The organism is Pararcticibacter amylolyticus (assembly GCF_003130405.1).
In the GTDB taxonomy this organism is placed as follows: domain Bacteria; phylum Bacteroidota; class Bacteroidia; order Sphingobacteriales; family Sphingobacteriaceae; genus Arcticibacter; species Arcticibacter amylolyticus.
The window spans coordinates 19,960-29,492 of the sequence record NZ_QEAS01000013.1; the positions used below are offsets into that span (position 1 = coordinate 19,960).

Below are 9,533 nucleotides of genomic sequence, written 5' to 3' on the forward strand. Positions count from 1 at the left end.
CACGGATGAAGTAACAAAAATCTCCTGGATTATGCTGTAGTGTAGGCTGAAGAGAAAAGCACAAAGACAGAACGCGATACTATCCTATTCGTTTTTTTGCTATTAGTAGTCTAAAACAGACAAAAAAACGCCTGAATCAATTAAGAACCAGGCGTTTTTACATTTTTTTAACGCTAAGACTAGCATGTGACAGTTTCTATTATTACTTGATACAGATTAGCTATTTGTGTGATTTTTGAAATAACCTCATTTAAGGGTTGATCAGAATTTAGCCAATATAAACTATACCCATCATTAGAACAGCATAAGGTTGGCTGTTGAATATTAAGAATACCGTCTTCATCCAAAGGAAATAATTGGGAGATATTGACATGTTTGATTGTATGACTGTCGGAGTACAATATTATTGATAAACCTAATTGCCATTCAGAACTGTCTCCCAAATTTAAAGCATCAATTGCACGAAAAGACTTAATGTCACTTAAAAGGTAAGACCGCTTATTGTATCTCAGTTTCTCATTTGGATAATCATAGCCAATAGAGCTTTTAATGGGATCAATGGTAATTAAGGAAACTGCCTTGTTGATACCGGTTAACAATATTATATCAGTAACTATTTTATGCCAAACCTGAATATCATTACTACCTGAGTTGTTATTAATGGACAGTTTAATGCTTCTGCTTGATATTTGTATTAACTCTATTTTCATTTTTCTACTACTTCTTTAACGGCCGTTTCACCAAGCCAGGAACCGTAGTCAAAAAAAATGATTCCAGACCGTTTTTTATATCCCTGATTAATCCTTAATGCCTAACCCTACTACCTATAATAAATCGATATCCTTTAAAATAAAATCCTTTGTAATGTTTTGAAAAAGCGATTGTATCGATTTGAATGCCCGGAAATAAATAACGAGTATTGGTACCAGCGAGAATTTCATCGATATTCTCCCCTGGGCGGTAAGCCAGGGGGCTTGCTTCGCCTCGTACATTTGAATAATTGGGATTAATAAGTACGAATGTACTCTGGCTTATTCTTCGCCAGTGTCCTGATAATGAAAAAGCCAGATTACCGGAAACTGCATTCATTAGAAGAAAAGTTGAATCCGCATTAAAAGCTAATTGTATACTTCTTGAAGGAGAGTCTGAGAATCCATACCAGTGTGAAACCATTCTTTTTTCCGAACTGCAGGATAACAAAAAGATCACAAATAGCAAGTTCATTAAAAATAACTTCCTCATAAGCACCAAACAAATCATTCTTCGATTTAACAAATAATAATCTCTCGGACAAAAGCCGTTTCGTTTCTTCATCCATTTTCTTAAAAACAGTGCTTCTTTCTATCAAAGCAGCTCCTCTCCTAAAACGGCTTTTTAATTTAGATTTCCAGTAGCTTCCAGAATCATTTAACCCATTGTACAGCTCCGGATCGTTACTTCTTACCCTATTTGTCGTTTACCAGTTAGCCAATCATTGGAATAAGCAGTATCATTTGCCAACTGCCAGCCTATAGTCTCTAAAAATCAAGCAGTATAAAATAAATAAAGCAACAATGTTCCTGCCTCCTGCCATTTTATCCACCCATATTTCCAGTTCTCTTCATCTCCCCATTTCACCTGTAGCCAGTCTTTTTGAATCTTCACCGGCATATAGAATTCTTCCTTATCAAATGGCAATAACTTTGATTCATCCGCCGGGGCAATTTTAACAGGGTTTTTAGACGCATTAAATCCAACAGAAAAACAATCCAAAATATGCTCTTCCCATCTCTCAAACTTAAAACCGGGATCATCTGATTTTACATATTTCCTTTCACCCGTCTGCTCATTTATTACGACCGTGTAATAGCCTTTGGTTCTACCCACACACTTGAATACTAATAGCAATTCATCTACAGACAATGCAAAGGGGTGAATCTTTGCTAATTGCTCCTTATTTACTTCTTCAAAGGCGATAGTTAACCACAATGTACCATCTTGGTTATATAAAGATAAAGGTATTGAAACATGATCTCCGACATTTGCAACAACAACTCCTTTGCTATGAGATATGTCATATTCTCTTTCTGAAAGAACGTCTTGTGTTTTCTGAGCGTTAGGTGGAGTGACCTTTTTTGTCTTCGGATCTGATGTCTGTTGCGGGGCAGACCTGAAGTCCTGGCCTTGAGAACAACTCCAAAATGCTAGAAAAAGCATTACTGTTATACTGTAATATCTCATGTTTCTAAGGTTAAAAGTAACTAAACAAATCGTTGCTTCCGACACTTTTCTATTTCTAAAGCAATCACCAGTATATATTTAGCATCCTGAAAGATCTATCAGCAATGTGACTATCTATCACACCATACTTACACAAGCATTACAGGTATAGTGAAAACTACAAAAACTTAACGGCCACTAAAGAACGTTCCAATGTTTTTAACATGAATAAATGAAACGGATAAGGACATTAGATTTACTTTTCCATTTAACCCACCCTCTTATTGCCTTATCTGGGCACGATACACCACAGAAAGAAGTACATTCAATCTGAATCCATTCATCTTTTATCCGGATAACTGAAAAAGCAAGATCATCGTTCTCTTCAAGATCAACTACCTCTGCTGCGTCGGAAGGATGCTCCCTTATAGGGTTCTTTCGATGATTAAAGTCGATGATCGCGCCTAAGATGTGGTGCCTCCATGACTGAATGTTAAACAGGGAGGTATCCGCCTTCATGTATTTTGTAACGGTTTTATCTGTATTAATAAATACCTCGGCTTTATTTCCTTTTAAAGTTTTAAGCTCGAACTGAAAAAGAAAACCGGTTTGCGGATAAAAGAGCCTGGGCGAGAAATTATACCTCTTCAAATACTCTCCCTTTAACCGCTCATAATCAGAAAGGGTTGTCGTAAACCTCCCGTTTGGCATCATAAAACCGTGCTCCATAATCCAGCAGGTCACCCCCTCATGCAACTCCTTCCCGTTATAAAGATAGTTTTGTGTGAGGACGAGCCTCTATTCTCCATCATTGTCATGTACTTCATAATACCATCTGGCGGAATCCAGTTTATTTATTCTGTTAAAATGCCTGGACCAATAAGGGGTTAAGGTGCTCTTATCCCTTACAAAATAGCATTTACATACTTCTTTATTCGTTTTTAAAGTAAATGTAACGAATTTCCCAAGGCGAGGATTCCCTTCAACTATTACATTCTTATTGTTATACCAGCTGGGGGTCTTTAAACCATCATATTTTGCATAAATACTGTCCACATAATGCGAGTAAGCGCCAAACAAATTATTCTTCGATTTAACAAATAATCTCTCGGATAAAATCCGTTTCGTTTCTTCATCCATTTTGTTAAAAGCAGTGCTTTTCTCTATCAAACCAGCTCCTCTGCCAAAAACAGGGATCGTAATAAAGCCTGCTGATGACTCGTTGTAAACGGCGATTACGGGGAAAGAATATTCATATTGATTTACTAAGCTGTCATATTCGACCTTTAACCTGCTTGTTGCAATAAGGACGTCATATAAACCGTCAAAGCTTTTCCCTCTATTCTGCAAATAGAACTCTTCACAAAGCTTCTTAACATCTGATTCCGCTTGTTTACAACTAGAAACAAGCCATGTGATAATTATTCCCAGACTCATCACGATAATCGGTCCTGCCTTCATAAACTAAAGCTTTTCAATTTAGATTTTCAGTAGCTTCCAGAGTCAACTTTTACTTGAGGGGAACAGTATAGCTGCTAACCTATCATAAAATTCCTTGTGCCTGGAAGCCGACATTTTTTCCAGGTTTATCATGCGCCATCTGACAGATGGCAATGCAGCTACTGCTTCTGGATGAGCAACGCCTAACAATGGCCAATTAGGTTTTTTGTTTTTAAAGGACAAGAGGAATTTACGTTCGTCTTCAGTCATGCTTTGATTAATGTCAGCAATAAGCTTTTCCCTGGTTTCAAGTAGTTCCTCCAACGAAACATCCACTGTTGTCATCTGCCGGAACTCTGTTTCATATATTTGCGTTATATCCTTCCGGTTAGGATTAAGCAACTCAGACATCGGTCGGAAGTGGCTAATTAAAAATACAATTACAGTTTTTCGAAGATCTTCAGTCAGCCCTTCATTTTCATAAAGTTGTTTTACATCGAACAGGTCTCTTGGATGCTGACGATCTAATGCTGCACAGATTTTACCAGCATAAAGGTCTGGATGGGAGGCAACCAGAATTTCCGCGTAACCAAAATCCCTTTCAACTTCTTCGCGTACAACCATCCGTTCTGGCGCAAAAACGCATCCTCTAATAACCGGAGACAATTCAACTTTAATACGTATATCGCCTAAGCCTACAATGATTCGCAACGAATCATCTTGCTGCAGGGTTGTATTTTGTATTTTAGCCGCAGGTATTGCCTTTTTTATCCCTTCTTCTATTCGTACAAAGGCTGCCTTAACGTTCTTCCAGGCAGTTTCTCTGTCGTCCATAGGCAAGTAAAGAAGGTCAATATCCACAGATAGCCTTGGAAATGGCCGATAAAATAGATTAATTGCTGTACCCCCTTTTAGGGCAAAGATCTCTTCCTTATCAATAATTGGCAATATGCTCACAAGCAAACGAACTTGCTTCTCGTAATCTTCTTTCCTACTCATAACCATGAGGTACGGTAATCAAATATTTCTTATCTAGTTTGCCTCCTTTTACAATTACCCGGTTCCCGGAGCCTAGTTCGATTCTTGAACGGTCAATTCGGTTGAGCCATGGATAATTCAACTTTTCCGCATACCACAAAAAAAGTCTTCTTATCTTAAAATTATGGCATAATTCCAATAATTGCTGAAGTGCGCGGGGTGACAAACTGGTAAGTCCCTGCAGGAGTTCGAAAGCATGTTCGAATCCAATCTTTCCGGGTACCTCATTCAATACTTCTAATATAGCACGTTCCGGTACGGATACTATCAGTTCCTCTTGTCTGCTGTTTATACGAATCTTTTTTGTAAATTTAGACAATTGATCAAGGGTGGATTGATCCGGTTGATAACCTAAAAAAGTAGTGATGCTATGCTTCAGAAATTGTACTTCCGGCACCACATCATTAACCCAATCAGGGAGATTACCGTTCCCGTACAAATGGACAGTCTTTTGATCGCTTAAAGGTATATAATGGCTTAAATGCTGTAGTTCAAGAGCAGAAAGGCCACCTACTGCAAGGTCGCTGGCTTTCTGATTTTGTAAGAAATATACTAAAGCCGGCCAGCTGATATCAGTGCCTTCTCTTTTATAAATCCCACCTTTAACCGTTTCCAATTGTCGGCTTTTTATAAAGTTATCTATTGCCGGTATGCTAAACTGCTGCTCAAGAAGCCAGGACCGTGAAACCAAACTTCCTTCAGGAACCAATCTAAGCAATTCTTTTCTTCTGTTTGCATTTAAGGGCATTGTTTACGACGTTAAAAATTTACGGCAACTATCGACGTAAAATCCAGATAAAAATAAACACAATATTTGGCTATTACAACTTCTACGGCGATCAATGCCGTAAACTCCACTAAGCAATAAACACTTTCGAGAACTCAGGAAACATTTGAAAAAGAATCTCCCGATGAGAAATGAGGCTTTTTACAGGAGGCGGTTGATCTGACCCTCACTCCCCTACTCAGCTATTTTTTCAATATCTTAGCCTTATAATTTTAAACCATGAAATCGATCACAATTCTTCTTCTGATTACACTTCTCACAGGTTCTATATCCGTTCTGGCTCAAGGCCCGCCTCCTGCAATGGCAATGCCGTCTGAAAAAAACAGTAAACTTATCGACGAGTTGGTGAATGTAAGTGGATTAAAAGATTTTTTCACTGCCTATTGCGCTTCAAGGATAAAATTTGCAGGACAAACTAAAAGTTGGAGTACGGCAAAGATCAATGAAAAAATAAGCAGTATTAACTTTGAGGAGTTTAAAAAGGGACCTGTTTACAATGATTATTCTTCTTTAACCGCAGATGAACTGACCTTGCTGATCAGGTTTTTCAAATCGGCCGGGCAGAGAAGTTCCAGCCAAAAGTTCTTTTTGTCAGATTCAATGTTATTAACAAACCTGAATAACTATTCCGAAAGATATTTAGAAGAGTAGGTTACCAGCCAGCGCCCCCGTCCGCCGGGCTATATTTATTAACTGCCTTTTTTGGCAACGGCTGGCTCCCCTGTTTAAATCGCCGTTATTCAAAGTCGGATACGCATCAGGTTGCTGCTAATTGCGAACAGAAATGAAAACTTTAATCTTAACGATGCTATTGTGCCTGCCGCTGTTACGCAGCAGTGCTCAATCCGGATCAGCAGCTAAACAAAAGGTCGAAAGAGCGATTTCAGACTTTTTCATGAAAGACCAGGAGATCTTTCGGATCAATGTTAACCGCGACAAACGAGGAAAATCATCAGCAGTATCAATACAAGCAAGCGATTCGGTAGCCTGTCAGCTTTTTCCCAGGTATCAGGTGCTAAAAGATCTTCCTTTCGATGTCTACATGAAGGACAGAAAAAACGCAAGCTTTATCAATATTTCAAACCTGTCGTATTCATGATCAGCAAGCAGGTATTTGATTGATGCCTGCGAAGAAGGGATTAGCAGGCTTGTAAACTGTATAGTATTGCAGGGCTTCAGGAGAGCATTTGGAAAATATATCTTGAAGAAAAATTAAGAAAAATGAGAAGAGGAATTTCGACTGTTTGTCTTTGGGTAATTACCTGTCTTACGGGCTGCACTTTTATTGACTCATTTAAGTATCACGCTCAATTTTCAAGTACCATGAATCCTGAAAAGGATTCAATTTATAGGGAGAAAGCGCAGCCGTCCTATATCCCCGTTGATTTCAATGAATCTTCGAGATTATACTATTTATGCAAAGTTTGGGGATTCGCTAAATATTTTCATGAGAGAAATGAAGTGAGCAGGAAAAAGCCTGTGAACGCTGATTCGCTTTTATTAAATGCGATCCCAATGGTCTTAAAGGCTCACTCCAAGCAAGCATTTCGGTCAGTTCTCTCAAAGATGATAGCGGAGTTTGGGAATGGGGGTGATAAGAGATCGAATCCTTTCCCGGATCTGAAGGACTATTCCCTGCTAGATAATAACTGGTTTGAAGATACTATATGCCTTGATAAGAAAATCAGGACGCAGTTGGAACAACTATTCTATACTCATACAGGCCGGCAAAGTGACTTTGCCTATAACCGGAAGAATGAAGGGACGGTTCGGCTATCTAATGAGAATACGTACACCAGCTTTGCCGATGAGAAACTTAGGTTGCTGGGACTATTCCGTTACTGGAATGTGATCAATTTTTTCTATCCATCTAAAAACTATACAGATGAGAATTGGGACGAGGTTCTATATACTTCGATTCCGAAGTTCAGGACGGCGAGCTCGCAGGTTGATTACCGGAAAGAAATATATCGCCTGACAAATAAACTGAAGGATAGACATACTTCATATCCGGCTTCAATTGACGGCTTCTTATTTGGGGCGTATCGGCCAAATTTTCAATTAAGCAGAATTGGGGACTCTCTGGTAATCAGCAAAATCAGAGACCCTCAGAAAAACAAGGAAGGATTTAAATGCGGGGATATTCTTCTCTCTGTGGATGGGCAGGATGCCATTCATTTGTACGACAGTTTAGCGTCTTTTACAGGAGGCGGAAACCGGTGGTCAGAGCAGCGATTTATTTGCAATGCGGTCATTTCCATTAAGGATTCGGTCAATAAATTTACTGTTCTGAGGAACGGAGAAAGACGAGTGATCCATTCACGGAATCGTAAGGCGTGGGACTGGCACCAGGATAAACGTAAGAGAATAAAAGAGAATGAAGATACGCCGCTGGCAAAGTACATAAGGCCGTCAATCGCCTATTTTGATTTAACCTCCGCTAACAAGGATAATTTTGCAGAAAATTTCGAACGGGTAAAAGACGCAAAATCCGTCATTCTTGATCTTAGGTGCTATCCCAATACTTCTGTTTTGTTCGCACTGGCTGAAAATTTTGTCCCCCCGAATTCGGTCTTCGCCTATGTCGCCTATGCTGATACAAGATATCCGGGAATGCTGAGAATGCATCCGTCTTCGAAACCAATTGGCTCGGAAGGCTACTTTAAAGGACAGATAATAGTACTCGTGAATGAAGAAACAGGCAGCTTTTCAGAATACGCCACCATGTTGCTCCAGGCTAATAAGAAGACAAAAGTTGTTGGCACCCTCTCTTCGGGAGCCGATGGCAATGTTTCTACTCTTGAATTTCCCGGACAAATAAAGACTATTTATTCCGGGATAGGCATCTACTACCCCGGGATGATAGCAACCCAGAGAAAGGGGGTTCGAATTGATTTCCCAATCGAGCCTACTATTGAGAGTATCCGTTCGTCAAGGGACATCGCACTTGAAAAGGCCATTCAAATAATCGGGTCTCCAGGCAAAAGCCTATGAAAGTTAAACACTTTAGTTTTCCCGGCCCCATTTAACCGAAGGAGCCTGAGAACCGACGACATTAGTAATTCCATCAGGGTGTTTAATCAAGTAGTGGACTTTCGGTTCAAGTTCTATAATTTTATAGATCTCTTGTACCAGCCAATTTAACTTCAACACCATGACCTCATGCGCTTTACGAGTGGAGGACAAAATATTACGGGACGTAACTAAGTGAGCGGACTCTCGATCTGGCGAAAAACCAATGATCTTATTCCGCTCACAAAGCTTGATTATTTGATCGTATAGCTTTTGGTAGCAACTTCTGCCAGCCTGAAATACCCAAAAGCATAATTTTCATTATTGGTCTGATTGACTATATTTCCCCGAACGGCACTGGGTATTGTAGGGAAAGGGTTGCCGTCATTACCGGAAGCTACTATCAATTTGAACATGTAATTGTAATAGCTTTTTGAAATCCCGTATAATTTTATGTCTACCTTGTCTCCAGCCTTTAATTTTTCGTGCGAATAGGACTCCTGCATCAGATTACCGTTGGTGTGTTCATCATCTTCAACTTCCAGCTCAGGGAACGCTGAATGAGGCTGAGTAATGCTGTTCAGATAAGAATTCTGCTGACTTGCATCATCCTTATAGTAAAATGTTATCTCCATTTCATCACCGGCCTCGCCTCCCTTGCTGTTCTGATCAATTTTATCTTCAATTGCAGGAACAGGTGTAAGGGTTTCTGACGCCGTATAGGTTTCTCCGTTCAGGACGATTTTTAAAGTGTAGGTCTGGCCGATGACAGGGAGGAAATTGCTGCAAATGTACTGCCCTGTTCCGGGCGTTTCTACAAAGTTAAAAACAGTATTAGCCGCGTTGGTTACGGTAATTATCGCTCCGGAGACACCCGGGAATTCGGAGCTGAAATAACCTGTCGTGGTAGACAATATGATCTTCTGTTCGTTTCCTGCTGTGTTTTTAACCCAGTCGATAGAGGCATCTACAACCAGTCTTGGCGCTGCTGTTTTAAGATCCTCTTTAATAACCTTTTCGCATCCTGTTATAAACAGTCCAGCGAATAGCATGAGCA

Annotated in this window: 11 protein-coding genes; 3 read left to right on the forward strand and 8 right to left on the reverse strand. The window is 39.7% G+C overall.

Annotation, left to right across the window (positions count from 1 at the left end; all coding sequences use genetic code 11):
* Positions 1–179: 179 nt before the first annotated feature.
* The 7 genes from DDR33_RS15845 to DDR33_RS15875 form a co-directional block, all read right to left on the reverse strand.
* Positions 180–710, reverse strand: a complete 531-nt coding sequence (locus DDR33_RS15845; RefSeq protein ID WP_109416789.1) for a hypothetical protein — start codon at positions 708–710, stop codon at positions 180–182.
* Positions 711–804: 94 nt separating this feature from the next.
* The gene (locus DDR33_RS25580; RefSeq protein ID WP_146198787.1) at positions 805–1,314 is read right to left on the reverse strand and encodes a hypothetical protein; all 510 of its coding nucleotides are present in this window, start codon (positions 1,312–1,314) and stop codon (positions 805–807) included.
* 210 nt (positions 1,315–1,524) lie between these two features.
* Positions 1,525–2,220, reverse strand: coding sequence for a hypothetical protein (locus tag DDR33_RS15855; protein WP_109416791.1), 696 nt, complete (start codon positions 2,218–2,220; stop codon positions 1,525–1,527).
* A 198-nt stretch (positions 2,221–2,418) separates the two neighbouring features.
* Entirely contained in the window at positions 2,419–2,928 is a 510-nt protein-coding gene (locus DDR33_RS15860) for a hypothetical protein (RefSeq protein WP_109416792.1), read from the reverse strand.
* 69 nt (positions 2,929–2,997) lie between these two features.
* Positions 2,998–3,660: a hypothetical protein gene (locus DDR33_RS15865; RefSeq protein ID WP_109416793.1), complete on the reverse strand. Its 663-nt coding sequence runs from the start codon at positions 3,658–3,660 to the stop codon at positions 2,998–3,000.
* A 42-nt stretch (positions 3,661–3,702) separates the two neighbouring features.
* The gene (locus DDR33_RS15870; RefSeq protein ID WP_109416927.1) at positions 3,703–4,638 is read right to left on the reverse strand and encodes a nucleotidyl transferase AbiEii/AbiGii toxin family protein; all 936 of its coding nucleotides are present in this window, start codon (positions 4,636–4,638) and stop codon (positions 3,703–3,705) included.
* Positions 4,631–5,425: a type IV toxin-antitoxin system AbiEi family antitoxin gene (locus DDR33_RS15875; RefSeq protein WP_109416794.1), complete on the reverse strand. Its 795-nt coding sequence runs from the start codon at positions 5,423–5,425 to the stop codon at positions 4,631–4,633. Before DDR33_RS15875 ends, DDR33_RS15870 begins: the two co-directional genes overlap by 8 nt.
* Positions 5,426–5,683: 258 nt before the next feature.
* Here DDR33_RS15875 and DDR33_RS15880 point away from each other — a divergent pair, with 258 nt between their 5' ends.
* The 3 genes from DDR33_RS15880 (at position 5,684) to DDR33_RS15890 (ending at position 8,458) form a co-directional block, all read left to right on the forward strand.
* On the forward strand, positions 5,684–6,115 hold the full coding sequence (locus DDR33_RS15880) for a hypothetical protein (RefSeq protein WP_109416795.1): 432 nt from the start codon (positions 5,684–5,686) through the stop codon (positions 6,113–6,115).
* 133 nt (positions 6,116–6,248) lie between these two features.
* On the forward strand, positions 6,249–6,563 hold the full coding sequence (locus DDR33_RS15885) for a hypothetical protein (RefSeq protein ID WP_146198788.1): 315 nt from the start codon (positions 6,249–6,251) through the stop codon (positions 6,561–6,563).
* Between the two features lie 122 nt (positions 6,564–6,685).
* A complete protein-coding gene (locus DDR33_RS15890; RefSeq protein WP_202913761.1) occupies positions 6,686–8,458 on the forward strand; it encodes a S41 family peptidase in 1,773 nt (590 codons plus the stop codon).
* Positions 8,459–8,730: 272 nt separating this feature from the next.
* Here DDR33_RS15890 and DDR33_RS15895 read toward each other — a convergent pair.
* Positions 8,731–9,533, reverse strand: an 803-nt coding sequence (locus DDR33_RS15895; protein WP_202913762.1) for a DUF4249 domain-containing protein, incomplete at its 5' end; no start/stop codon positions are given.